Origin of the sequence: Providencia rettgeri (assembly GCF_013702265.1) — a bacterium.
Classification (GTDB): domain Bacteria; phylum Pseudomonadota; class Gammaproteobacteria; order Enterobacterales; family Enterobacteriaceae; genus Providencia; species Providencia zhijiangensis.
This window is the reverse complement of sequence record NZ_CP059348.1, coordinates 3,521,001-3,545,981: the sequence shown is the minus strand read 5'-3', so window position 1 is coordinate 3,545,981 and position 24,981 is coordinate 3,521,001. Positions and strand designations below refer to the sequence as shown.

At 42.7% G+C, this 24,981-nt stretch carries 20 protein-coding genes and 1 tRNA gene; 11 read left to right on the top strand and 10 right to left on the bottom strand.

Features of this window, described 5'->3' with window-relative positions:
- The first annotated feature begins 38 nt into the window (after nt 1–38).
- Together H0913_RS16270 and H0913_RS16265 are read left to right on the top strand one after the other, a co-directional pair.
- Nucleotides 39–374 carry a tRNA-binding protein gene (locus tag H0913_RS16270; protein ID WP_181477609.1) on the top strand — a complete coding sequence of 112 codons (336 nt, stop codon included), beginning with the start codon at nt 39–41 and terminating at the stop codon, nt 372–374.
- 70 nt (nt 375–444) lie between these two features.
- Complete coding sequence (locus tag H0913_RS16265; RefSeq protein WP_154639374.1) at nt 445–1,146, top strand: helix-turn-helix transcriptional regulator; 702 nt, start codon at nt 445–447, stop codon at nt 1,144–1,146.
- A gap of 7 nt (nt 1,147–1,153) precedes the next feature.
- Here H0913_RS16265 and H0913_RS16260 read toward each other — a convergent pair whose 3' ends face one another.
- Complete coding sequence (locus tag H0913_RS16260; protein ID WP_154639373.1) at nt 1,154–1,522, bottom strand: DUF1992 domain-containing protein; 369 nt, start codon at nt 1,520–1,522, stop codon at nt 1,154–1,156.
- Nucleotides 1,523–1,979: 457 nt separating this feature from the next.
- On the opposite strand from H0913_RS16260, the gene H0913_RS16255 reads away from it, so the two are divergent.
- From H0913_RS16255 to H0913_RS16225, 7 genes are all read left to right on the top strand, one after another.
- Nucleotides 1,980–3,551, top strand: a complete 1,572-nt coding sequence (locus H0913_RS16255) for an AbgT family transporter (RefSeq protein ID WP_154603160.1) — start codon at nt 1,980–1,982, stop codon at nt 3,549–3,551.
- A gap of 624 nt (nt 3,552–4,175) precedes the next feature.
- Nucleotides 4,176–5,489, top strand: a complete 1,314-nt coding sequence (gene ugpB / locus H0913_RS16250) for a sn-glycerol-3-phosphate ABC transporter substrate-binding protein UgpB (RefSeq protein ID WP_154603159.1) — start codon at nt 4,176–4,178, stop codon at nt 5,487–5,489.
- A 69-nt stretch (nt 5,490–5,558) separates the two neighbouring features.
- Nucleotides 5,559–6,446 carry a sn-glycerol-3-phosphate ABC transporter permease UgpA gene (ugpA, locus tag H0913_RS16245; RefSeq protein ID WP_154603158.1) on the top strand — a complete coding sequence of 296 codons (888 nt, stop codon included), beginning with the start codon at nt 5,559–5,561 and terminating at the stop codon, nt 6,444–6,446.
- On the top strand, nt 6,443–7,288 hold the full coding sequence (gene ugpE, locus H0913_RS16240) for a sn-glycerol-3-phosphate ABC transporter permease UgpE (protein WP_154603157.1): 846 nt from the start codon (nt 6,443–6,445) through the stop codon (nt 7,286–7,288). The genes ugpA and ugpE overlap by 4 nt, the downstream gene beginning before the upstream one ends.
- A gap of 2 nt (nt 7,289–7,290) precedes the next feature.
- Nucleotides 7,291–8,361 carry a sn-glycerol-3-phosphate import ATP-binding protein UgpC gene (locus tag H0913_RS16235; RefSeq protein ID WP_154639371.1) on the top strand — a complete coding sequence of 357 codons (1,071 nt, stop codon included), beginning with the start codon at nt 7,291–7,293 and terminating at the stop codon, nt 8,359–8,361.
- Entirely contained in the window at nt 8,358–9,101 is a 744-nt protein-coding gene (gene ugpQ / locus H0913_RS16230; protein ID WP_181477608.1) for a glycerophosphodiester phosphodiesterase, read from the top strand. Before H0913_RS16235 ends, ugpQ begins: the two co-directional genes overlap by 4 nt.
- A 208-nt stretch (nt 9,102–9,309) precedes the next feature.
- The gene (locus H0913_RS16225) at nt 9,310–10,266 is read left to right on the top strand and encodes an Rpn family recombination-promoting nuclease/putative transposase (protein WP_181477607.1); all 957 of its coding nucleotides are present in this window, start codon (nt 9,310–9,312) and stop codon (nt 10,264–10,266) included.
- Between the two features lie 71 nt (nt 10,267–10,337).
- On the opposite strand, the gene pta is transcribed toward H0913_RS16225, so the two are convergent.
- From pta to H0913_RS16195, 6 genes are all read right to left on the bottom strand, one after another.
- Nucleotides 10,338–13,571, bottom strand: a complete 3,234-nt coding sequence (gene pta / locus H0913_RS16220) for an autotransporter Pta (RefSeq protein ID WP_232368799.1) — start codon at nt 13,569–13,571, stop codon at nt 10,338–10,340.
- Nucleotides 13,572–14,046: 475 nt separating this feature from the next.
- Complete coding sequence (locus H0913_RS16215; RefSeq protein WP_181478821.1) at nt 14,047–15,417, bottom strand: class-II fumarase/aspartase family protein; 1,371 nt, start codon at nt 15,415–15,417, stop codon at nt 14,047–14,049.
- Between the two features lie 11 nt (nt 15,418–15,428).
- A complete protein-coding gene (locus H0913_RS16210) occupies nt 15,429–16,985 on the bottom strand; it encodes a PTS transporter subunit EIIC (protein WP_006658525.1) in 1,557 nt (518 codons plus the stop codon).
- A gap of 282 nt (nt 16,986–17,267) precedes the next feature.
- A complete protein-coding gene (locus H0913_RS16205) occupies nt 17,268–18,008 on the bottom strand; it encodes a MurR/RpiR family transcriptional regulator (protein WP_154603528.1) in 741 nt (246 codons plus the stop codon).
- A gap of 311 nt (nt 18,009–18,319) precedes the next feature.
- Nucleotides 18,320–19,765 (bottom strand): glycoside hydrolase family 32 protein, encoded by a 1,446-nt coding sequence (locus H0913_RS16200; RefSeq protein WP_181477606.1) that lies wholly within the window; start codon nt 19,763–19,765, stop codon nt 18,320–18,322.
- Nucleotides 19,762–21,024: an MFS transporter gene (locus H0913_RS16195; protein WP_154603526.1), complete on the bottom strand. Its 1,263-nt coding sequence runs from the start codon at nt 21,022–21,024 to the stop codon at nt 19,762–19,764. The genes H0913_RS16200 and H0913_RS16195 overlap by 4 nt, the downstream gene beginning before the upstream one ends.
- Nucleotides 21,025–21,259: 235 nt before the next feature.
- Here H0913_RS16195 and H0913_RS16190 point away from each other — a divergent pair, with 235 nt between their 5' ends.
- Nucleotides 21,260–22,255, top strand: coding sequence for a LacI family DNA-binding transcriptional regulator (locus H0913_RS16190; RefSeq protein WP_154603525.1), 996 nt, complete (start codon nt 21,260–21,262; stop codon nt 22,253–22,255).
- A 39-nt stretch (nt 22,256–22,294) separates the two neighbouring features.
- Entirely contained in the window at nt 22,295–23,218 is a 924-nt protein-coding gene (locus H0913_RS16185; protein WP_181477605.1) for an aminoimidazole riboside kinase, read from the top strand.
- 124 nt (nt 23,219–23,342) lie between these two features.
- Here H0913_RS16185 and H0913_RS16180 read toward each other — a convergent pair.
- The 3 genes from H0913_RS16180 to H0913_RS16170 all read right to left on the bottom strand — a co-directional run bounded on the left by H0913_RS16180 (nt 23,343) and on the right by H0913_RS16170 (nt 24,602).
- Nucleotides 23,343–23,418: transfer RNA gene (locus tag H0913_RS16180), tRNA-Phe, on the bottom strand.
- 126 nt (nt 23,419–23,544) lie between these two features.
- A complete protein-coding gene (dicD, locus tag H0913_RS16175) occupies nt 23,545–24,117 on the bottom strand; it encodes a division control transcriptional repressor DicD (RefSeq protein ID WP_418055385.1) in 573 nt (190 codons plus the stop codon).
- 191 nt (nt 24,118–24,308) lie between these two features.
- Nucleotides 24,309–24,602 (bottom strand): helix-turn-helix domain-containing protein, encoded by a 294-nt coding sequence (locus H0913_RS16170; RefSeq protein ID WP_181477603.1) that lies wholly within the window; start codon nt 24,600–24,602, stop codon nt 24,309–24,311.
- Between the last annotated feature and the right edge of the window lie 379 nt (nt 24,603–24,981).

The following is a 24,981-nucleotide window of genomic DNA, read 5'->3' as shown; positions in this document are numbered from 1 at the left end:
TTTAAGCTATTACCATCGTTTAATTTAGGAATAAAGATATGCAAATTATTGAGTGGGACGACTTTACGAAAGTGGAAATGCGTGTTGGTACGATTATTCGTGCAGAAGTGAACAGTAAAGCAAAAAAGCCCGCTTATGTGATGGATGTAGATTTAGGGGAATTAGGAATTAAGCGTTCAAGCGCACAAATTACCGTGCATTACACCCCTGAAAGTTTAATTGGCAAACAGGTTTTATGTGTTTGTAATTTCGAAGTTAAACGTATTGCTGGCATAAAATCTGAAGTGTTAATTACAGGTGCTCCCGATGAAACAGGCGCCATTGTATTAGCGGAATTCAAATTACCAGTACCTAATGGCTCTCGCCTTGCTTAATTTGTAAGGCTGCATTTTCTTAATTAAAACCGTTATACTCCTACGGTATGCCACCCTGTAGGAGTTTGCCTTGTTATTACCTGAATTGCACTATCGCCAATATTCCCAAGAGGTTATTTCTCATCAACATGATGGGCAATGGCAGGTAGTCTTTGCGTTATCAGGGGCGATGGAGATCAATATGCATCGTCAACATTGGCTGCTAAATGCGGGTCAGGGAGTGGTGATCCCGCCGAGTGTTAGTCACGCTTTCAGTGGGCAAGAAGGCAATCAAAATTATGTGCTGGAAATGCCTGCAACGGCGCAGTGGTCAGTAAATGAAAGAATGACGCATTTCACGCTGACGCCAGCGGCGGTGGGGTTATTAAATTGGTTGCAAAGTTTCCCTCAAGCACCGGAACAAAACTTTGCCGTTGCTCGCCTGTTATTAGCCCAGTTAAAACCAGAAAATCGTTGGGTTGATGAGCTGGTTCATTGGGTAGAGTTACGTCTGCATTTACCGATAAGCTGCGAAGATATCGCCTGCGCGTTTTATATGTCAGTCAGTACTTTACAGCGTAAAGTGAAAGCGGAAACGGGGCTTACGGTCATGCAATTCTTATTGCAAAAACGGATGGAGGCAGCGGGAAGTTTATTATTAACTCACCAAACTATTGAGCATATTGCCACTTTGGTGGGGTATGATTCTCACTCTGCATTTAGCCAAGCATTTCGTAAGTTTTACGGTAAAACCCCTCAGGAATATCGCCTACAATCCCTACCTAAACGTTAATTCTTCGCTATTTAGACTCTAAGTGCTCTGAAATTGTCACTGCGTATTCGCCATATAAAAAGTCGGTATTGATATTGGCTTGTTTGAGTTTTAGCTCGAGTAATGCTAATTGCTTACTGATGGCAACATAATTGGGGTCATCGGCAGAGAGTTGCTGCAGCATGTGACATAAATTCAGTGCTTCTTTTTTCTGTTGCAGTTCAGGCGGTAGATACCCAGAATTTTTAAGAATACGATAGCTCGCCCTTAATTCTTCAGGAACTAGGCTGTCATCGTCTAGCTGCAAAGGTTTCCCTTCACCATTGAGGTTGGATAACTCCCCTTTATTTAAAGCGTCTTGAATATGACGCTCTGCCCAAAGATCAATGACAGACATTATAGCTCGCCCCGTAGTAAATAGGCGTCGATTATAGCGCTGATTAATCTAGATTAAAAACGTACATTAATCAGGCTAATTGGTATTTTACTTTGCTCCATCTAACTCAAATTTATTGTAAATGTAAAAATAGGTATTAATCGAATTAAATGGAATAAAACTGACGAAATTTGATATCTATTTAGTCAAAAATAATCATAAATGGCTTGTTAATATTATTAAAATGTTAGCTTGACCACATTTTTGTATTTTTATGATATTTAATTTTTATGGTTTTAGTTTTTAACATAAATAAAATTTAACAAAGTAAATATTCTATTTTTACTATCATCACGTTGATTGTTAGTTAATGTATTCAATTTGTATCAAATTTGTTGGTTTGAATTTATATGCTTGTAATTAGGTGAAGAGAAAAACATTGTGTAATGTTCATTTCTCTTGTTTATAAGGAGCATACATGGAACAAAAAAGACAAGAGGGTAGCCGTTTTTTACGAACGGTTGAGTGGCTGGGAAATGCTCTGCCACATCCTGTTATTCTATTCATTATCTTAATTGGGATTTTATTAGTCTCTTCCGCCGTTGGTCAGTATTTTGGTATTAGTGTGCCGGATCCTCGCCCTGAAGGTGCGAAAGGTCGTGCGGCAGACGGAATTATTCACATTGTTAGCCTGTTAGATGCGGAAGGCATCCGTAAAATTCTGTCTAACGTGGTCACCAACTTTACGGGATTCGCGCCTCTAGGCACGGTATTAGTTGCTCTTTTAGGGGTTGGGATTGCAGAACGTGCCGGTTTATTATCTGCCGCAATGCGTCTGATTGTTATCAAAGCGCCACGTAAATTAACCACCGTTGCGATTGTTTTTGCTGGGATTATGTCTAATACCGCGGCAGAACTGGGGTATGTGGTATTGATTCCGCTGGCTGCGATTATTTTCCATTCATTAGGTCGCCATCCATTAGCTGGGCTTGCAGCTGCATTTGCAGGGGTATCCGGTGGATATTCAGCGAACTTGCTATTAGGAACAGTGGATCCGTTATTGTCAGGGATCACTCAACAAGCCGCTCGCATTATTGACCCTACCTATATCGTTGGGGCAGAAGCAAACTGGTACTTTATGTTTGCCAGTACCTTCTTGATCACTATCTTGGGTTATTTCATCACAGAGAAAATTGTTGAGCCACAGTTAGGCCCTTATCAGGGCGGTGGTGTCGATGAGGACGAAGATAAACTCCGAGCCTCTGCTGAAGTCACTCCGCTGGAGAAAAAAGCACTGTTCTGGGCATCGGTGACTTTCTGGGGATTAGCGGCAGTATTAGCCTTAATGGTGGTGCCGGAAAGTGGAATTTTACGTAATCAAGAAACGGGGTTAGTGAGTAATTCACCTTTCTTAAAAGCGATTGTGGTGTTTATCTTTATTTTCTTTGCGGTTCCGGGGATTGTTTACGGCTATATCGCAAAAACCATGCGTAGCGACAAAGATGTGGTTGATGCAATGGCAAGCGCAATGAGCACCTTGGGTCTCTATTTAGTCATCATTTTCTTTGCTGCACAGTTCGTTGCATTCTTTGGATGGACAAATATCGGGCAAGTTATTGCGGTCAAAGGCGCTAATTTCTTAAATAGTATCGATTTACATGGTGGAATATTATTTGTTGGTTTTATTCTGATTTGCGCCTTTATTAACCTCATGATCGGCTCTGCTTCTGCTCAATGGGCGGTGACAGCACCGATATTTGTACCAATGCTAATGTTGGCAGGTTATTCACCGGAAACTATCCAAGCGGCTTATCGTATTGGTGACTCGGTGACCAATATTATTACGCCAATGATGAGCTATTTTGGTTTAATTATGGCAATCGTCGTCAAATATAAGAAAGATGCAGGGATTGGCACTTTGGTTTCAATGATGTTGCCATACTCGATTATTTTCTTTATTGGCTGGTCTCTCTTCTTCATTATTTGGGTGTTTATTTTGGGATTACCGGTAGGGCCTGGATCCCCAATTTATTTTACGCCTGGAAGTTAATCTAATAATGAGTTTTTAAGGGTAAATAGATTTTTATTTACCCTTTATTATTTTCGGATGTATATTTTAAATTGGCTATAAATTGATAATCATAAGATAGCTTATTTTATGGGTTATTATTAGTTTGTTGGATTTGTAGTATTAAATGCTTGTTGTTGTTTTAATATTATCCTAAAGTTAATTTGGAAATTCAGTTTGTTTGTATGGCGATATCAATAATAGGCTTGTTTTCAATTTCATTTTTATTTGTTGTTTTTAATAAAAAACAAGGTGGATAATATGTATAGAATGACAGTTTCTGCAAAGTTATTTCTGGCATCTTTTTTTACTCTTTTATTCGTTTTTCCTATTTTTTGTTATTTAATCATTTTTCAATAATCAAAAATTTATTATTTAAGTTAATTTGATTATTTATTTTTGATATACCATGAAAATTAAAAATGCTGATTGTCATGTAAACGTCATTTGCTAGAGATATGGTCGTCATCAATCTGTCATGTGTTGGCGATATTTCTGTCATTTCTCGGTGATAAATTCTCTCTCGAACATAAATTGCGTGAATTCGCACATTTTAGTGTAAATCTTGGCGGATAAACTTCAGTCATAATAAAAGAGAGAATTGGCATGGCATCTATCAAACAGTCTGCTTTAGCAATGATGTTAGGCATGGCTTTTAGCAGTCAAGGAATGGCAGTCACCACAATCCCATTCTGGCATTCAATGGAAGGTCAGCTTGGCGAAGAAGTGAATGACCTTGTCACTCGCTTTAATGAAACTCACCCAGATTACAAGGTGGTTCCTACTTATAAAGGGAACTATGAGCAAAGCCTAGCTGCGGGGATTGCGGCATTTCGTTCTGGCAATGCGCCTGCGATATTACAGGTTTATGAAGTCGGTACTGCGACGATGATGTCATCCAAAGCTATCAAACCTGTCTACGAAGTTTTCCAAGAAGCCGGAATTGATTTTGATGAGTCTCAGTTTGTGCCTACTGTGTCGGGCTATTACAGTGATGCAAAAACAGGACACCTGTTATCTCAGCCTTTCAATAGCTCCACTCCCGTTCTTTATTACAATAAAGAAGCCTTCAAAAAAGCCGGTTTAAACCCAGATACCCCACCTAAAACATGGCAAGATCTTGCTCAATATACTGAAAAATTACGTGAATCAGGAATGAAGTGCGGCTATGCCAGCGGTTGGCAGGGCTGGATCCAAATTGAAAACTTCAGTGCATGGAATGGTTTGCCTGTCGCATCGAAGAATAACGGTTTTGATGGCGCAGACGCGGTATTGGAATTCAATACTCCAGACCATGTAAGGCATATCGAGCAGCTGCAAGATATGAATAAAAAAGGCACCTTCAGTTATTTAGGGCGTAAAGACGAGCCAACTGAGAAATTCTATAACGGAGATTGTGCCATTATTACTGGCTCCTCCGGTTCTCTCGCGAATATTCGCAAGCACGCTAAGTTTGATTTTGGTGTTGGCATGATGCCTTACGATGCACAAATCCCAACGGCACCACAAAACGCTATCATTGGCGGTGCGAGCCTGTGGGTGATGGGTGGTAAAGATCCTGCCACGTATAAAGGCGTTGCAGAGTTTATGAAATTCTTAGCTGAACCTGAAAATGCGGCGAAATGGCATCAAAATACCGGATATTTACCCATTACAACGGCAGCGTATGAGTTAACGAAAAAATCCGGTTTTTATGACAAAAACCCGGGAGCGGATATTGCGACTCGCCAAATGTTAAACAAAGCCCCATTGCCTTATACCAAAGGATTACGCTTAGGCAATATGCCGCAAATTCGCACCATCGTGGATGAAGAGCTAGAGTCCGTGTGGTCAGGTAAAAAGACCCCACAACAAGCCCTCGATGCCTCTGTTGAGCGTGGTAACCAATTACTGCGCCGTTTCGAAAAATCCACTCAGTAATGAGTTCTTTCGCCTCTCTTGATGGAATTAAGAGGGGCGCTGCATCACATCTGATTTATTGGATTGCTTATGTCATCATTTCGTCCCGTCTTTCGCTCCCGCTGGTTACCTTACGCGCTAGTATTACCGCAGCTAATCATTACGGTGATTTTCTTTATTTTGCCTGCTGGGCAAGCGCTCTGGTATTCATTACAAAGTATTGATCCTTTTGGGTTATCCAGTGAATTTGTGGGGTTAGAAAACTTCACTCAACTCTTTAGCGATAGCTACTATGTAGACTCCTTCTATACCACAATGATTTTTAGTGCTTGGGTGGCGGGAAGTGGGCTTGTGGTCTCGCTGTTTTTCGCGGCGTTGGTTGATTATGTGGTAAGAGGAAGCCGTTTTTACCAAACATTAATGCTGTTGCCTTATGCTGTTGCCCCTGCTGTTGCGGCAGTTTTATGGATGTTTTTGTTTAGTCCCGGCAGAGGATTGATAACCTATGGTTTGGAATCCATTGGCTATGACTGGAACCATGCCCAAAATAGCGGTCAGGCAATGTTTTTAGTGGTTTTAGCCTCAGTTTGGAAACAAATCAGTTATAACTTTTTGTTTTTCTTCGCTGCCTTACAGTCTATTCCACGCTCTTTGATGGAAGCGGCGGCTATTGATGGAGCTGGGCCTATCCGTCGTTTCTTTAAAATATCCTTACCATTAATTACTCCAGTAAGTTTCTTTTTGCTGGTGGTGAATTTGGTGTATGCCTTCTTTGATACTTTCCCTGTGATTGATGCGGCAACGGGCGGGGGGCCAGTACAAGCGACGACGACACTGATTTATAAGATTTACCGTGAAGGTTTTTCAGGGCTAGATCTCTCTTCATCCGCAGCACAATCCGTGATTTTAATGGGTTTGGTGATCATCCTAACGGTGATTCAATTCCGTTTTATCGAGCGTAAGGTACGTTACCAATGATTGAGAAAAATCGTGGACTGAGCGTATTCAGTCATTCAATGCTGGTAATTGGGATTTTAGTGATTTTATTCCCGCTGTATGTGGCTTTTGTTGCCGCGACACTCGACGATAAAGCAGTCTTCGATACCCCTATTACCCTAATACCTGGCTCTCATTTATGGGAAAACATCCTGCATATTTGGAATAACGGCGTGGCAGCGAATAGCGCCCCATTTTGGTTGATGTTGGTGAACAGCACCATTATGGCGCTGGTGATAGCGATTGGAAAAATTACGATTTCGATGTTATCGGCTTTTGCCATCGTTTGGTTCCGTTTTCCGTGCCGTAGTCTTTTTTTTTGGATGATTTTCATCACGTTAATGTTGCCTGTCGAAGTGCGTATTTTCCCCACGGTAGAGGTGATTTCCAACTTAAACATGGTGGATAGTTACGCAGGGCTAACCTTGCCATTGATGGCATCCGCCACGGCGACCTTTTTATTTCGCCAATTTTTTATGACGTTACCGGATGAATTGATTGAGGCTGCACGGATTGATGGTGCTTCGCCAATGCGGTTTTTCATCGACATTGTGTTGCCGTTGTCCAAAACAAACTTAGCGGCGTTGTTTGTGATCACCTTTATTTATGGTTGGAACCAATACTTATGGCCGATCTTGATCGTTGCAGATCCCAGCTTAGGAACCGCAGTTGCAGGGATCAAAGGCATGATCGCATCGGGTGAGGGTACGACGCAATGGAATCAAGTGATGGCGGCAATGTTGCTCACGCTTATTCCTCCGGTTCTTGTGGTATTAGCTATGCAGAGGGCGTTTGTGCGTGGCTTGGTCGATAGTGAGAAATAACCATGGCAGAATTAAAACTTCAAGCCGTCACCAAAAGTTGGGACGGAAAAAATCAAGTGATCAAGCCGCTTACCGTGGATGTGGTAGACGGCGAATTTATCGTAATGGTGGGGCCTTCTGGGTGTGGTAAATCTACGTTACTACGGATGGTGGCAGGACTTGAGCAAGTCACGAGTGGTGATATTTGGATTGACCGAAAGCGGGTCACACATCTAGAGCCCAAAGAGCGTGGCATTGCGATGGTATTCCAAAATTACGCTCTGTATCCCCATATGAGTGTTGAAGAAAATATGGCATGGGGACTAAAAATTCGTGGGCTAGGAAAAGAGATTATTCGCCAAAAAGTGGCGGATGCTGCACGGATTTTAGAGCTTGATGGCTTATTAAAGCGCCAACCGAGAGAGCTTTCTGGCGGCCAGCGCCAACGTGTGGCAATGGGGCGTGCTATTGTGCGTGACCCAGCCGTATTCTTATTTGATGAACCGCTTTCTAACCTCGATGCAAAGTTGCGGGTACAGATGCGCCTTGAATTGCAACAGCTCCATCGTCGCTTAAAAACCACCAGCTTGTATGTGACACACGATCAGGTGGAAGCGATGACCTTGGCGCAGCGAGTGATGGTGATGAATAAAGGCGTTGCGGAACAGATTGGCTCCCCAGTTGAAGTGTACGAGCGTCCTGCCAGCCGTTTTGTGGCGAGTTTTATTGGTTCTCCTGCCATGAATTTGCTGGAAGGAAAACTGAGTTCGGATGGTTCTCGCTTTGAACTCAGTGGCGGAATGCAATTACCGTTAGGTAGAACGTATTTACAGTGGGTAGGGCATGCGCTAACGTTAGGTATCCGACCGGAACATTTACAGTTAGGCTCTGAATCGTCAGGGGGGATCCCGCTGGTAGTAGAGACCCTTGAAATGTTAGGTGCTGATAATCTCGTGCATGGCCAGTGGGCTGGGCAGAAAGTCATTGTACGCTTAGGGCATGAGCATCGCCCTCAGATTGGCTCCACGTTATGGCTTCATCTTCCTGAAGCCCATCAGCATTTTTTTGATACTCAATATGGACATCGTTTATGAATCTTTGGCCTTATCCTAAAATTGTCGCCCATCGTGGTGGCGGTAAATTAGCCCCTGAAAATACGCTCGCAGCGATTGATGTCGGGGCAAAATATGGTCACACCATGATTGAGTTTGATGCCAAGTTATCTCGCGATGGTCAAATTTTCCTTCTGCATGATGATACCCTTGAGCGAACGAGTAATGGGTATGGAATTGCAGGGGATTTTGACTGGAGCCAACTGGTTAAAATTGATGCGGGAAGTTGGTATAGCCAAGAGTTTGCCAACGAGCATTTGCCGCTACTATCTCAAGTGGCTGAGCGTTGCCAACAACATCGCATGATGGCGAATATTGAAATTAAGCCAACCACTGGCTTGGAGATTGAGACAGGAACCATGGTGGCATTAGCGGCTCGCCAACTCTGGCAAGGACAAACTGCACCGTTACTCTCTTCATTTTCCATTGAATCCCTTGAAGCGGCTCAAGCCGCAGCACCTGAATTGCCACGCGGTTTATTACTGGAGGCGTGGCGTGAGGATTGGCGTGAACTGACAACACGTTTAGGCTGTGTCTCTATCCATTTAGATCATCTCTTATTGGATAAAGCTCGGGTCGAGCTATTGAAGCAAGCGGGCTTATATATTCTGGTGTATACGGTGAATGACCCTGAACGCGCCAAATTATTATTAGCGTGGGGCGTTAATGCAATTTGTACTGATCGTATTGATTTAATCGGCCCAAATTTCCCCGAGGAGTAAATTAAAAAATTCGTTTATTTTGAATGACGCCTCAATGTGCAATACGCTGATTGAGGTGTTTTTTTATGGCTAAAATAAGTAAATAATTCGATTAAAAGCAACGAGTTAGTCTGTCAAGTGATTCTCGTTAATTAGGACTAACTTTTTCTCACTCTCCCGAAAATATTGGTTAGTATCTCGCCATCTTATGAACCAAGATGAGGCCGAGATGGCGACCCAATCAATTGTAGCTCCTCATGATTCAACCTTTAAAGGCTTTATGAGCAAAGTGGATAATGCGCGGGATTTTTTTGAAGTCCATCTTCCTAATCGCATTAAACACCTTTGCAATTTTGATACGTTGAAATTAGCCAGTGCTTCATTTGTGGATAAAACGCTGCGCTCTCGCTTTTCGGATATGCTCTATTCCGTGCAAACGCTCAAGGGTAAGGGGTATTTTTATTTCTTGGTGGAGCACCAATCTTCCCCCGATAAGCTGATGGGTTGGAGGTTGATGCATTACGCATTTTGCGCGATGAACCAGCATTTGCAGCAGGGGCACCAAACTTTGCCGCTGGTGGTTCCCATCCTGTTTTATCATGGAAATCAATCCCCTTATCCTTATTCCCAGCCATGGACGGATTGCTTTGAGTGGTCTGATTTAGCCCATAGTTTGTATTGCAATCCACTGCCATTAGTGGATCTGACAATGGCAAGTGACGATGAACTTGTGAATCACCGTAAAGTTGCTGCGATGGAGTTAGTTTTAAAGCATGCATCTCTACAGGGTGACGTATTCGGATTATCGGAACGATTAGTTCAGGTACTCAACAATAATCAAAATCATCAAGATGATGTTATTTTGGTTATTAATTACCTCTTTAGCGTTATGGACACACCTGCTTATACCCATATAGTAAAAACGTTGGTTGAGCAAACAGAAGAGCATCAGGAGACCGTGATGAATATTGCACAGCGATTGAGAAATGAAGGAATGGAAAAAGGAAGGGAAGAGGAACGAATGATTAGCCAACAAAAATTAGCGAATGAACGTCAACACTATCAGCAACAAATGGTACTAAACTTGCAACAGCAAGCTGTAATGAGTTTAAAGTTAGGTTTGAGTGTCGATATTATTAGTCAAATTACTGGGTTATCTCCTTCTGATATTCATGCGCTGCGCTAATCAGTATGAAAATAATAAATGTTGGGCTCCGTAAAGACGGAGCCCAACATTTTTACAGACTCAAAGTGTGATTAGAAATTCACTTTCAGTGTTGCATTCACACCACTGGAGCTAACGTCACTGTTATATTGACCTTGGTAAGAAACACCGAAAGTCGTGGATTTATTCAGCTGAGCATCAACCCCTAAGCCCACGCCAAATAAGTTATCTAACTTGCCACCACGAATTTTGGCTTCGCCAGTATCTGACAGGAACAGCATCGCTTCAGGACGAGTATCACCAAATAAATGGCTCGCAGATACGTCACCTTTCAGTGTGAGATTTACATTACCCGCGCTGAATGGATAGCCGCCACGCAAACCAACAGTACCGACTTGGATATCTTGGTTGTCAGTTTTGGTGGTGAATTGCATATTACCCACTTGCTCATGCAGATTGTCGCTGGTGACATGCAGCCAGTTAAATCCAGCATAAGGCTCAACAGAATAACGGTCATTATTCAGTTGGGTATAGGCACCTTCTACGAAGAACTGAGTAATTTTCGCATCATAGCTGGTGGAGTTATAACCGGACTCTTGACCTACCCACAGCGTGCGTTTCGCATCTCTGTCTTGGTTTGTATGAGTGACACCATAGTTAACCGCAGCCACATTTTTGATATTGGATACACCATAGGCACCAACATGCAGGTCATTGCTGTCAATTTTTCCGTATTCGTGAGCTTTATATTTGGTTGAACCCGCCCCAAAGAACAGACCTGCTTTGGTGTGCTCAGCGACATCAATTTCTGCACCGACTAACGCTGCGTAGAAATCGGTATCCATATTGCTGTAACCATAATCAAGGTTGCCCCATTGACCAACACCCGTCATCCAGATGCGTGCATTGCTATTTTCGAGATTAGCATAGCGACCATGACCCACGCCGATAGCCTGATCTTTCACAGTACGAGTTAGACCTAATACGTTCACCACACTGGCATTATTCGCATTAAGGTACATATCGCTACCGAGTGATTGATAAGTATTACGAAGGTCACGTTCGCTCATCGGCAGCGTTGCATCAAATAGCTGACCTTTAGCATTACTTTCTAGTGTATTAGCAATCGAACGACCATTTTCATTATTGGCAAATGAAGCAAATGAGGTATCCGCTTTTTTGCTCAGAGAGCCCGTAATGGCGTTGTCTTTTACGGAAACGTCTTTTTGGAATAGTGCATAATCATCTGCGGCAGCATTATTGGTATTTGCTGCGAGCATTTTGGTTTTAGCGCGGTTGTCGGCTAAATTATCTGCGTTAACCGTACCTTGGATTGAATTATCATTCAGATAAACGTCTTTCAGTTGCCCAATATTATCGGCAGCAACGTCCAGTTTAGCCCCTTGATTTAAGGTCATATTACCGACATTCACATCATGACCTGCGGTAACTAAATAGGTACCTTTATCGTTGATGTTGATATTGGCTTTATGGCTTTCATTGGAGACTAACTGACCTTTTTGAGTGAATTGGTCGTTATAACGATTAAGCACGCTAATTGTGCCGCCGTTAACATTCACGTCCGCAGTACCAAAGGATTCAGTAAAACCGTACAGAGAGCCTTGCTCGACGGTTGTACCACCACGGTAGGTGTTATCCCCCGTCATCACCAATGTACCTTGACCTGTTTTGACTAAAGCGCCGTCATACAGACCTGCATCGATTTTGGCTTGAATAGCCTCAGCTCGTTTTTGGTAATATTCCTGACGCCATTTTTTAGCATCTTCTTTATCAACAATGTGGGAAGTTGGGTCTGGGTTGCCATCGTTTACCACGAAATCGGTACCAAGATTGTAATCACCGCCAGCATCAATACCGTTGGCTTTATAATCGGCTAACCACGCCAAATCTTCGGTTTCACGCTGATCTAACGCCGCTTGGCTGATGTCGTTTGTCCAGACATCGAGTGGTACAGCATCCAGTTGGTATTCGAATTTACCTAAGAATTGACCCGGACCATACATGCCTTTTTCGAGGTCAGGTGTACCCCAACCATAGCGTTCATCAGGTACACCATCAGCGGATGTCCAACCTTTATAGAGGCTGCCATCAGGGTTGTAACGGTTAGCAGTCGTGAACATCACATCACGAACTTGCAGGGCATTCATGGATTGATAACGGGACATTAAAACGCCCATAGCACCCGTGACGTGCGGCGCTGCCATTGATGTTCCGCTAAAGGTATCCCAACCTGGATTGCCGTTTTCATCCACAACACTGGAATAGATATAGCGGCTAGGGGCAACGACCGTCCACCATTTGGCATTACCCGCTTCGTTGAACATACCTTCAATTTCATAGCCTGTTTTGTCTGCCGTCTGTTTTAATCCAGCAACCGCAATCCAATGTTTCTCAGCTTGTGGATTGAAATAAGGGTAAAGAGGGCGGTAGTACGGGTTTTTGAAATCGCGGTTGCCTGTGGTGAAGACTTGAACAACATTAGTGCCTTTCACGGCATCATAGGCGGCATCCACAAAGGATGGATTATCCCCGTAGATTTTTTTGAAGTAGAAATATTCGTACTCAGTTTGTTGAGTAGTATCGACCGGTAAATGTACGGTGGTGTTACCACCATCAGGGCCGACTGTTTTCCCTGCATCAATAATTCTTGGGTTGGTTCCCCAACTGTTATTGATCACTTGGGCACCTGCATCCACCATGGCTTTCCAGCCTGTATAGAAATATTGGTAATCTTGATAAGGGCCGTAGTTATTGCTGTCGGTAGCCCCTGTGTTACCCACATACACATCAGAGCCCCATGCGACCCCATGCATTCCTTCGCCATCACGGTTAGCGCCGACGGTGCCTGTCACGTGGGTGCCGTGAGTATCGTTCACGCCTTTGATCCAGTCTCCAGTCACATCGAAAGCTTGGCCTTTTTCATAGTGGCCGCCTAATTCTTGAGGATAACGCATCCCCGTGGAGCCGTACTCACCTTTGGCTTTAACTGCGTGGAAGCGGGAACCACTTAGCTCTTGGTGAGATAACAGCGCGCCTGAATCCATTACGCCGATTTTAGCGCCTTGCCCATGATATCCCAGCGCGTAAGCACTGGAGGCATTCATGGCGGCTAAACCCCAGTCATTTTTATATTCTTGGCTTTCCCAGCTATTTTTATCACCAAGTTGCCCTGTTTCAGAGTAAGCCAGCGTATAGCCGGAAAATAACAGCGCAGAAGTAATAATAGAAAGTTGAAAAATATTTTTATTGATTGCAGCTTTATTTTTATAACGAGAAGATGATGCAAATTTATGTGCTTTGTTCATTCTGATACCTTTGTTATCAATCAAAAAACATCATTAAGAATCAAAAACAGAATCGCAGAGATAATCTGTGTTTTATAAAAATAAATACTTGAGCGCCATCTCAAAATCTTTTTATTTATCGAAAAAGTAGATTTATTGACTAGCTAATCACATGAAACGCAGATTAATAGAACGCGAAAAGAACAAATTAAATGATAGTTCTATGTGGGGAATTAAATTAATTTTTGCTTTTGAATACAAGAATTAAAATTTAGATAAATTTATTGAGAATAAATCAGATGTGGTAACAAATTCATATTATTTATTAACAGTCATTCTTGCTAATTATTTTTTAAGTATTAATGACTAATTTAAAGTAATGAATTATTTTTCTATTATTTAGCAATATTCATATTTTTATAACCAAAAAAAGCCGCCATTGTTTTAAAATGGCGGCTTCAAATAACAGGTTTAAGTTAAATTATTAAGCGAATAATTACTGATAAAGCTGTTTAATTTCTTGGGCTGCGGCTAAACCACGTTTCGCTTCTTTTTCTGCGATTTCAACGGACAAACCAATATACGAACGTGGGTCTAGCATCGCTTTGATTTCATCATTGCTAAATGCTGCCGTAATGGTTTCGTTCTTGGTGAGGTTGGTGTAGAAATCCTCGCCATCCGCTGCGGTTTTGATGGCTTCTTCATACAGTAATGAGTGCGCTTTATCTTTACCCAGCTTCTCAGCCATTTTCATCATCACGTATTCAGTATTATCTAACCCTTTATTTCTCAGAACGTTATGCAACATTCTCTCTTCGTGAGGCACGAGGGTTCTCGAAAGCTCTTCAGTTCTTAATAAAATTTCAGTGGTCAGTTCCAACGCTTCTTCGATAAGTCCATCGAATAACATATAAGAGCTGCTATCACCTTCATACGGTCTGACGGCAGAATACATCCCAACACTCGGTAATGAATACAGTTTTTGAGAGTTAGCAATAATCCCTTTCGCCAGTTTCGGGTTGATTTTGTGTGGCATGGTGCTGCTGCCCACAGTGCCTTTGGTGAAGCCTTCAGACACTTCCGCTATTTCTTCCAGCGTCGTGCTGTAAACTTCTTCCCCGATTTTATGGCAGATATTCGCCATCAGCGCTAAGTTCGCCATGTACTCGAGTTTATGGGTGCTAAGGTTACGTGATGGCACTTCCATCGCATGCATACCCGTCAGTTCAGCAACGCGTTTTTGCACTTCTAGACCAATCCCCGGCATGGAGTTAAACGCGCCCACAGCACCGCCCATCATGATGGTAAATACACGCTTTTCACACTCTTTCATACGCTGGTAGCAGTCGATGAAATCGCTGATCCACACGGACACTTTGTACCCGTAAGTAATTGGGATAGCGTGGCGTCCATGGGTTCTGCCCGGCATCACCATATGCTTAGTTTTTTCAGCAAGACCCGACAGGTTTTCGATGATCTCACTTAACAGGAACATAAATTTATTATGTACCGTTTTCATCATGTACAGCTGCGAGCTTTGCTGAATATTTTGAGTGGTAATTCCGTAATGGATGTATTTACCACTCTCTTCAGAACAGGCATTCACCAACACTTTTAAGAAGGGAACGAAGCCGTGCCCAATTTTTTGGTAAATGCGGCTCATCTCTTCAAAATCAATGTTCTCAATAACCGCTTTTTCTTTAATTTCATCAGCCGCTGATTGGGGAATGAACCCCGCTTCAGCCTGCGCTTGAGCTAACATGGATTCAAACATCAGCCAAGTATTGTATTTGGCTTCATCCGATAACAGGGCTTTTATACCGCGGTCATCGATGGTTTTACTCTTAGAATCATATAAGGCTCTCATCATATATCCTTTTATTTCTTCATGAACTCATCAACAGCGTTGCGAACAAATTCAACTTTCGGTCCATACACTACGTGGACGTGGTTTGCCGATGGAAAGAAGAATGCGGTACATCCTGATTCCAACATTAAATCTTTATCAATTTTATTCACTTCTGCGACATCAATACGCATACGGGTAATACAGTTATCTACGTTACGAATGTTCTCTTTACCGCCTAAGGCTTCAACAAGGATCTCAGCGATTTCGCCATAACGTTTTTCTTTAATTAAGGTGTTTTTCAGGTTGCTCGACTCTTCACGACCAGGGGTTTTGATATCAAATTTGATAATCGCCCAGTAGAAAATGAAGTAAGTCACTACCGCTAAACCGCCACCAATCAGCACTAAGAATATCCAGTTAGTGTGCTCGTACAGCAGACCGAAGATAGTGAAGTCAAACACGGTTCCACGGATATACCCGATAGCGACGCCTGCGAATGACAGTAACACTGCACCAATACCGACGATGATGGCATAGATTAAGTACAGCAGCGGTGCGATAAACACGAAGGTAAATTCGAGCGGTTCGGTCACGTTACCGAGCATCGCGGTCAATACCATGGTCACCAACATCGATTTAACTTCAGCACGGTTCTCTTTTTTCGATGTTTTATAGATAGCTAATGCAATCGCAGGGAACAGGAACAGCGTTACCAGCATTTGTTGCTGTGCCATAAAGCGCGTCAGGCTTGGCATCATTGCCCAGTATTCACTACTTGGACCTTGCTTAAATAACACTTCCGTTAAAGCTGGAACGACACCGACAAAGGTCTGTCCATCAATAACATAGGTACCACCAGCTTCGGTAAATCTAAACAGAACGTTCCATACGTGGTGTAACCCGAATGGAATAAACAGACGTTCACCCCCCGCGGTAAAGAACGGACCGACAGGACTGAGGAAGACGGCGGAAAGCTTCATCAAGCCTTGCACTAACACTTCCCAGATAAACGGTAATGTTCCGCCGACCATGATCATTAAGCCGACCATGATAATCGCGACTGACTTTTTACCCGAGAAGAAGGCGAAGGCGGTCGGCAGCTCGAGGTTATAGAATTTATCGGTGGCCCATGCACCAATTAACCCTGTAATAATCCCCCCAGCGGCACTGATGTTTAAGGTTTGAATACCTAAAACCTTAATCTGTCCCACTTGACCCATAATCGCCGGATCCGCCAGTTTACCGGTGAGTACCAACCAAATATTCATGGTGATAATCAACGAAAGGTAACCGACAACGGAGGCGAAGACCGCGATCCCCTTATCGCGTTGGCTCATGCCGTAGGCAACCCCCATGGCGAACAGTAATGGGATGTTGTCGAAGATGACGCCCGCGATAGAACGGATGCTGACAAGTAATGCGTTAACGGTTTCATTGCCGAGGAAAGGGAATCGAGCAATCATGTAGGTTTGAACTAATGCACCACTGATCCCCAGTATCATACCAATTGGAGCCAGAACCCCGATTGGCAGGAGCAGTGTCCTACCAAAGCGCTGGATTGACTCACCGAATTTTCTTTTAGCCATATTTTTTCCTAATGACGAAGAATTATTGAAATTAACTGGAATACTAGCACTGGGTTTTTTAAATGAAATGATGTTACGGTTTTAAATATTATCTCAGGTCACAGATTAAGACATAGGTCATTAAAATTAAATAAAGCTTTAAAAATCATATTAATAATGATTTTTCTATAAATGTGTTATGGGTTTTTTAAATAAATGATTATTTGAAAAATTACAAAAATAATTGAATGAAAAGCACTCAGCTAACCTTAAGTTAAATAAATAAGGTGGGTGGGAGTTTATTTACAGCAGGTTTTCCAATTCATTAATTAATAAATCCACCAGAATAAAAAATCCAGTTCTGGATTTTGAATCGTCCCGTTTGGTGTCATAGCTATCTGCGAAGCAGAAAAGAGTGTTATTGGCGTAGGCGGTGAGTTCGTTGGTGTGAAAGGCGGTCATACTGATGATGTTAGCCTCTTTCAATTGTACGATTTTAGCGGTTTCTATGATTTTCTTGGTTCCGCCAGACAACGAGATAAAAATGACGGTGTCATTTTGGTTAACTAGACGAGTAAAAGAGTCGGAGAGATTGTAATCGTTGATAAAAAAGCAGTGCAATCCAAGAGAGAAGAGCAAGTGTTCAAGATAATAACCGACGGCTTTACTGGTGCCACGTGCCACTAAAAAGATATTACGCGAGCCGCGTAATGTTTTCGCACAGTCGCGAATTTGCTCTTCATTAATCAAGGTGAAGGTTTTATGGATATTATTTTCAAGCTGCTTTTTATAAGAAGCGGGGTTCTTTTTTTCCGCTTTATTCTGCGAAAGTATATGGTTATTAATTTGGAATTTGAGTTCTTTAAACCCACTAAAACCTAATTTCTGGGACAAATTAATAATGACAGTCTTAGATACAAACGTTTTGGCGACTAATTCATTAATATTTAAGTAGGGAATATCGGCAATATTATCGGTAAGATATTTTAATACTTTTTTTTCACTGACGGTTAAGTTGTCATAATTCTTTAGAAAATCCAGCATATCTCACCTGATCAATAGAGTATCAAAAGCCCATTTTAGTTTGGGTTCGCGTGTTATTTATAATGATCTCGACACTGTGTGAAGTGAGCCAAAGCTCAATAGAGTTGATTATACGTTAAAGCCGTATTTTATGCAGGTTTTCCGAGAGTTTTTTTGATGTGAATGACTTATAAGGTCGATAATAATGCTTATCTATTTAAGCTAATATTATAAAAATGAGACTGGCCTCAACAGAGTCTAAAGGATTAAAAACGCCTTGTGATAAAGCACATCACAAGGCTATTTTGTTTATCCCAATTCCGGCTCAATCATTATTTGAGCTGCCAAAGCGTTCCTTCAGAAATCACTGCTCTGCCATGAGAAGCAAATAACATTAACTTGCGTTCATTAGGTTGGGGATAAATACGGCTAGACATTGCAGCGTCACCGTCGTTGACAAAGACTTCAACGGAGGAGCGGTCAATAAAAATACGCAATGAAAGTTTATTGCTCGCGGGTAATGGAATGCTGCGATAACCGTCCAGCTCATATTCTGGGTAGTGCCGCCAGAGCACTAAGCGCTGAGATTGGCTATCAATATACAGCTCTAATCCATCGCCCACTTTATTACCTAGCGCTATACCATATCGTTCTGCATTACTTTGGTTTATATCCCAAACAAGCTCTAACTCGATGGCGCTGGAATGGTCGAGTAGCACTTCTGTTTGACTAACCGAGTGAGGCTCAATGGGGTGGCTCTGTTGGCGTAGTGATTTGGCTTCAATCACTGGGCGTTGGCATAAATGCCCATCTCGTTCAAATAACTCGCGTGGTAGAGTTAAGCAGCCGGCCCAGCCTTCTTGTTTGGATGGCATAGCAGATTCCCACATATCCATCCAAGCCATAATGACACGTCGCCCATCTGCTGCCGTGAATGATTGTGGCGCGTAGAAATCGTGTCCATTATCCAGTTCAGTAAATTTTTGGCTTTGTATAAAGGCGCTTCCTTGCTGCCAGTGACCTTGGATCACGCCGGATTGGAAGCGATTACGATATTGGTAACCTGTATTTTGTTGGATGCCTTGTGGTGAAAACATCAAATAGTGGTGGTCGCCACATGGGAAGAAATCTGGGCATTCCCACATATAGCCACCATCAACGTCAGCATGGGCGAGGATCCGATCAAGTTGCCATTCGCGTAGTGAATTTCCCTTATAAAGCAACGTTTGCCCACAATTTGCCGCGTCTCGAGCACCTAACACCATCCACCAAGTGCCATTTTCTTGCCAAATTTTAGGATCACGGAAATGCATAATGCCATCGGGGGGCGTTAGCACAATACCTTGTTTTTCAAAGTGAATACCATCGGTGCTGGTTGCTAAACATTGAACTTCACGGATAGCGCTATCGTCACCGGCTTCTTTTAGCCACACATGCCCTGTATAAATGAGTGAAAGGATTCCATTATCATTTACAGCACAACCCGAAAAACAGCCATCACGATCATAATCATCACCGGGTGCTAGCGCGATAGGCTGATGTTGCCAATGGATCATGTCGTGGCTGGTGGCGTGACCCCAATGCATTGGCCCCCAATCAGCACTCATTGGGTGATGTTGATAAAATGCGTGATATAACCCATCAAAGTAGATCAAACCATTTGGATCATTCATCCAGCCAGCGGGCGGAGCAAGATGGAAGTCAGGGTAATAGGTGTTTCCACGTTGAGCTTTAAGTTGCTCAAGAGCAAATTGTGCTTGCTGAAGTTTTTGGTTCATAGTTCCACCGTTTTTTTCGATGTTGTCATGTGATTGACGGTTGATGCATCCTCTGATTGCAGAAGGACACTTGAAATTATCGTCATGAAAATGACGATAGCGGCGAGGATCATATAGGTATCTGCAAAGCCTAATGTGTCATAGCTGTATCCCGCGAGTGGGGATAAGAATGAGGCGCAGAGCGACGCTACAAACTGGAAACCCACTAAGTAGATGGTTGCAGATAAACGTTTATCAAATACGGATGTAATGTATTTAAATAATGAAATTAATAGGATAGGGAGTTCAACTGCATGTAGCAGTTTCATAAATGAAATTGTGATTGCATCGTCGGCAAGCCCTGAACCTAAAATACGCAGCGCCATGATGACACCGCTCAAAAGCAGGCCTCGCTTTGCGCCAATTCGATTGACGAGGAAAGGTGCTAAGAACATCCCTCCCGCCTCTAAGAAAACCTGAAGCGAATTTAAGTAGCCAAACATCTCGTTGCCTTCGTTTTGGTTAGCAAACAACGAGGCAAAATAGACCGGAAATTGTTGGTCGTAGACGTTATAAACACTCACCCCGCAGACAAATATCACCAAAGACCAAAATGAACGCATGCGTAATAATCCCAGCGCATCAGTGATAGTCAGTGACTGAGTTTTGCCGAACTCAAGCTCATTCATGGTATGAGGGCGAACATTGCGTAAACGCCATAACAGGATGATGAACAGCAGCGCGCTGGCAGAACCCATGGCGAAATTTAAGTTGGGATCGATATTAAATAATAACCCTGCAAAAAAGGTGGCGCCTGCCCAGCCCAGTGAACCCCACATACGGGCACGACCATATTCAAAACTCGCAATGCGGCTAACGCGTTCAGTATAGGATTCAAGTGCACCAATACCGGCAAAGAAAGTCGCGCCAACATAAATGCCCAACGCAGCAGCTCCCGCAAAAATGTTCCATTTTAATAACGGGGTACAGACAAAAATAAACCAAGGCCCGCTGATTAATAGCAATCCCCCCAGAAACCATAATAGATTTTTGCGCAAGCCAAGCCTATCTTGAATAAACCCATAAAGAGGCTGAGCACAAAATGCGGTTAGGCTGATAACAGAAAAAATAATGCCCGTATCGGTGCCCTTTAGGCCAATTTTTTGGCTAAGCCACAGAGATACCAAGGAAAACACGGATGACCATGTCCAAAAAAAAGTAAATAACAAACCACTTAATGTGAGATAGGCATGCATGTTAGCGCGTGTTTTTTTGCCCATAGATATTCTCCTACTGTCAGAATGTCTATATTGTTAATGTTAACATTCACTTTATAAAAGACGGTATAGTGCATAAATATGATGTTAATCACCAATGTTAACATTAACATTGGCGGTATGTGAGGGATGTCACAGGTTTCTTATTCTCGCAATCATGTGGCGATTTATTGGTTGGTATACTCCGATGAAAAGACGTTGAAAACAAAGACGTTGAAAATAGAGTAAAGAGGGCAAAATGGTACTCTTAAAAGATGTCGCCAAGCTGGCTGGTGTTTCAATGATGACGGTCTCAAGGGCTATCAATAACCCTGAAAAGCTGAAAAAAGAGACATTAGAACGCATTCAGAAAGCCATTAATGAAACGGGTTATACGCCTGATCTTTCAGCTCGGATGATCCGCGGTACACGTTCAGGACAAAAACCTCGAACGATTGGGGTATTGGCGCTAGATACGGCGACGTCCCCTTTCTCTGTCGATATCACGCTGTCTATTGAAGAAACGGCGCGTTCACATGGTTGGAATAGCTATGTGGTGAATATGCTAGAAGGTGATGACCCTGAAGCCATCGCGAGTTTACTTTTTTCTCATCGCCCAGATGGCATTATCTACACGGCAATGGGACTTCGGCAGGTTGAAATTACCAAGCACATGATGAAAGTGCCATTAGTACTCGCTAACTGTGAAAGCCTAAATGTACCAACGGCCAGCTATGTACCCGATGATGAAGATGGCCAATATAACGCGGTGAAAGCGCTATTAAATGCGGGGTACCGCCAACCGCTGTGTTTATATCTCCCAGCTAACCACCCTGCGACTCTTCGCCGAGCTCTTGGGGTTAAGCGCGCTTGTGAAGAGCATGGAATTAATGCGGATGCGTTATCTCATCATTTTTTAAGTACAGAAAACTATGCAGATATTCCTGAGATTGTACGCAAGCAGATCCACCATGGAAAAGCGGGTTTTGATTCAGTTATTTGTGGAAATGATCGGATCGCATTCATCGTTTATCAAATCTTGTTAGAGAGTGGATTGAAGATCCCAAAAGATGTCGCCGTTGTGGGCTACGACAATATGGTTGGGATCGGTGAATTATTTATTCCACCGCTTTCGACGGTACAACTCCCGCATTATGAAATTGGCAAACGCAGCGCGCTACATATCATTAATGGGGAGACACATCGAGAAACTGTCTATATTTCATCGCCTTGGTTACCAAGGGATTCAATTTAATCATACTGACTATTTTCAATATTGCTTGTGGAGTTATTTATGACCGATAAAGTGTGGGTTCTCGGTGATGCTGTTGTTGATTTGATCCCCGAAAGAGAAGGCTGCTTACTTCAGATGCCGGGTGGTGCGCCTGCGAATGTGGCGGCTGGGGTTGCTCGCCTTGATGGACAAAGTGGGTTTATTGGTCGTGTCGGGAATGATCCTTTTGGTCGCTTTATGTGCCGCACGCTAGAGCAAGAGAGAGTGGACACTGACTATATGAAGTTGGATCCGCAACATCGTACATCAACGGTGGTGGTTGAACTGGATGAAGAGGGAGAACGAACCTTTACGTTTATGGTTCGTCCCGCTGCGGATCTTTTTTTAGAAGTCGAAGACTTACCCGTATTTCAGAAAAATGAATGGCTACACGCTTGCTCTATCGCGCTGAGTGCGGAACCGAGCCGCAGTACCACATTTTATGCCATGGAAAAAATCCGTAGTGTCGGTGGACGCGTCAGTTTTGATCCTAATATCCGAACGGATCTTTGGCAGGATGAAAATCTATTACGTGAATGTTTACATAAAGCGCTAACTTTCGCCTCAGTGGTGAAGTTATCCGAAGAAGAGTTATTTTTCTTAAGCGGAAAAACGGATATTCAGCAAGGTATTGCACAGCTTTCAGCACAGTATTCTTTTGATTTGCTGCTGGTCACTTTAGGTAAAAATGGGGTGATGGTGTGTTGGCAGGGAGATATCCTACATTATTCTGCTAGACCGGTAGTGGTGGTTGATACGACAGGTGCGGGAGATGCTTTTGTCGCAGGTTTACTGGCAGGGCTGGCGGTGTATGGTCTGCCGCGTGATGAAGACACGCTGGGTGTGATTATTGGGCAAGCTCAAATTTGTGGTGCCTTAGCCACCACGGCGAAAGGTGCAATGACCGCATTGCCATATCGCCAAGACTTACTCAAAAGCCTGTAGTCACGATACTGCGCTATTTTTTAGGGTAGTTGTGGTGAATAAAGAAAGAGGTTTTTGAGAAGTGAAGACTGAAGTGATCCGCTGGAAAGCAAAAACCCGCCACTAGGGCGGGTTCTTTAAATAGTGGTGCCCGGACTCGGAATCGAACCAAGGACACGGGGATTTTCAATCCCCTGCTCTACCGACTGAGCTATCCGGGCAACGGGGCGCATTAAACCGTATTAGGCTGTTCCCGTCAATGCATTTTTTATAAAAAAAACCATTTTCTGACTGAGTGTTTTCTTTTTCGACAAAAAACGCCTGTTTAACGCGCGAGTGTACGAATTTTAACTTAATGCGCCTTTTTTACGGCACAGAGCGATAGTCAAAATATCTTCAGAAAGCTGTTGAGCAATTTCCACATCACGGATATCACGATTAACCAACAAGCGATTTAAACAGCCTTCTAAGACCAACTCCATCTGATTGGCGACGAGTTCCGCATCTTCAATATCTAGCTCATCGAGCAGCTGCTTAGTAAAGCTGAATGAGTTGGATTTTTGCAGTCGGCTTAATTGGTGGATAGGGTGCTCTGGGTCTGGATAATAGTTACAGGCGGAAATAAACAGGCAGCCTGGGAAGCGTCCTTCACGGACTTTTTCTGCCAGTTGTTGATAACGAGCCATGAGTTTTGATTGTGGGCTGAGTCGCTCATCTAATAAGGTTTGGCGCTGCCACACTTCAATTTGCTGCCCGTGATAGCGTAGAGAATCATAAACGAGCGCTTCATCATCAGGCCAGAATTGGCGCAGGGTCGTAAAATCGGACTCAATTTCAGTGAGTAAACTCTCTGTCGAGGCGGATAACCCCTGTTTCTCTAACTGGTTTAACGCATGGCTCAAAATAGTGTCGCGCTGGATACTCATCGTTATCTCCATCACAAGATTGGCTAATTTTTCCATCATAGCAATGTTCAAAGTTGATTTATAGGCGTTGATTTTGTCACAAATATGAGGGGGATTGAGGGGAGTTATGGGGAAATCAGAGAGCGAAGAGGTAGAGAGGCGTTACCCTCTCTATACCTAACGAGTTGTTTAGTCGAAACTAATTCCTAGTTAAACAACTTATTCTCCATATCAATATCGATATGATAAAAATTGAAAATATTTTGTAGGAACTCATCAATATCGTGCTTTTTTAATTCTAAAGCATGCAAAATTCCCAAAAGATTTTGAATAGTAATCGCATTGACACCTCGCTCATAGCGAGAAATCTGTTGTTGGCTGATGCTTAAACGAGAAGCGAGTTCAGCACCGGTGAGCCCAACAACTTTACGTCGTCGTTTAAGAAATGAACCAATGTAAGTGGATACTTCATGGCTATCGAATTGTTGATTAGCTAGCATGATCCCTCCATGCGAGTTTTATTGAGATAATAGTATTCAAAGATAATTAAATATTATTATCTTTAATTGGCGAGAGTAATCGAAAATTGACTATATCAATTTAGGTGTATTTAACCGCTAAGTTAAACTAATTACCAATATCTATGACGGATTGATAGGCTATTTTCGATAGTTAATAGCTATTTCGATCACTCAGTTAGTGAGTAAAATTACAAAGGATTACGGGTCTTATGTTCGATTATTTTGATTTAATTAGCTAAATAATCTGGGTTTTGGGGTTTTTATTGGTTTTTTATGGCGATAATTACTGGCTTATTTTTTATAAAAATAATGCAAAAAATAATAATGAAGTATGAATTAGGTAATGGGCTGTTACACT

Coding starts and splice junctions, on each gene's coding strand:
- H0913_RS16260 (WP_154639373.1), bottom strand. CDS start 1,522: ATGTCTGTCATTGATCTTTGGGCAGAGCGTCATATTCAAGACGCTTTA.
- H0913_RS16170 (WP_181477603.1), bottom strand. CDS start 24,602: ATGCTAGCTAATCAACAATTCGATAGCCATGAAGTATCCACTTACATT.
- ugpA (WP_154603158.1), top strand. CDS start 5,559: ATGTCATCATTTCGTCCCGTCTTTCGCTCCCGCTGGTTACCTTACGCG.
- H0913_RS16200 (WP_181477606.1), bottom strand. CDS start 19,765: ATGAACCAAAAACTTCAGCAAGCACAATTTGCTCTTGAGCAACTTAAA.
- ugpQ (WP_181477608.1), top strand. CDS start 8,358: ATGAATCTTTGGCCTTATCCTAAAATTGTCGCCCATCGTGGTGGCGGT.
- H0913_RS16195 (WP_154603526.1), bottom strand. CDS start 21,024: ATGGGCAAAAAAACACGCGCTAACATGCATGCCTATCTCACATTAAGT.
- H0913_RS16255 (WP_154603160.1), top strand. CDS start 1,980: ATGGAACAAAAAAGACAAGAGGGTAGCCGTTTTTTACGAACGGTTGAG.
- H0913_RS16235 (WP_154639371.1), top strand. CDS start 7,291: ATGGCAGAATTAAAACTTCAAGCCGTCACCAAAAGTTGGGACGGAAAA.
- H0913_RS16270 (WP_181477609.1), top strand. CDS start 39: ATGCAAATTATTGAGTGGGACGACTTTACGAAAGTGGAAATGCGTGTT.
- H0913_RS16205 (WP_154603528.1), bottom strand. CDS start 18,008: ATGCTGGATTTTCTAAAGAATTATGACAACTTAACCGTCAGTGAAAAA.
- ugpB (WP_154603159.1), top strand. CDS start 4,176: ATGGCATCTATCAAACAGTCTGCTTTAGCAATGATGTTAGGCATGGCT.
- pta (WP_232368799.1), bottom strand. CDS start 13,571: ATGAACAAAGCACATAAATTTGCATCATCTTCTCGTTATAAAAATAAA.
- H0913_RS16185 (WP_181477605.1), top strand. CDS start 22,295: ATGACCGATAAAGTGTGGGTTCTCGGTGATGCTGTTGTTGATTTGATC.
- H0913_RS16215 (WP_181478821.1), bottom strand. CDS start 15,417: ATGAGAGCCTTATATGATTCTAAGAGTAAAACCATCGATGACCGCGGT.
- ugpE (WP_154603157.1), top strand. CDS start 6,443: ATGATTGAGAAAAATCGTGGACTGAGCGTATTCAGTCATTCAATGCTG.
- H0913_RS16210 (WP_006658525.1), bottom strand. CDS start 16,985: ATGGCTAAAAGAAAATTCGGTGAGTCAATCCAGCGCTTTGGTAGGACA.
- H0913_RS16190 (WP_154603525.1), top strand. CDS start 21,260: ATGGTACTCTTAAAAGATGTCGCCAAGCTGGCTGGTGTTTCAATGATG.
- H0913_RS16225 (WP_181477607.1), top strand. CDS start 9,310: ATGGCGACCCAATCAATTGTAGCTCCTCATGATTCAACCTTTAAAGGC.